General features: G+C 73.2%; 1 pseudogene. It reads left to right on the top strand.

Annotated elements, in window-relative coordinates:
• Positions 1 to 340: pseudogene (locus ACHAAC_RS17470) on the top strand (hypothetical protein); the annotation flags it as partial.

Here is a 340-nt window from a genome sequence, read left to right as displayed (position 1 = left end):
GGCCGTGCTGGCACTCGTCGGTGATGCCGACGAGAGCTCCTCCGGATCCGGTGACGAGCAGGCTGACGCGGAGCCGGAGGAGACCACCGACGCCGAGGTCGACGACTCCGACGGTTCCGACGAGGCCTCGGCCGACGGGCCGGCCGGCAACGACGAGCACGATGCCGACGACGAGGAGCAGGCCGTGCAGGCCGAGGCGCCCGCCGAGGAGTCAGGCGACGACTCCGGCGAGTCGGGCCGCGACTCCGACGGCAACGTCCGCAACGCCGAGGGCGAGCAGCCGCACCTGGAGACCAAGAGCAAGGGGTCCGGCACCGCGGTGACCCTTCCCGAGCTCGGG

It is taken from the genome of Aeromicrobium sp. CF4.19, assembly GCF_051262555.1.
Lineage (GTDB): Bacteria > Actinomycetota > Actinomycetes > Propionibacteriales > Nocardioidaceae > Aeromicrobium.
This window is presented reverse-complemented; position numbering and strand designations above follow the sequence as displayed.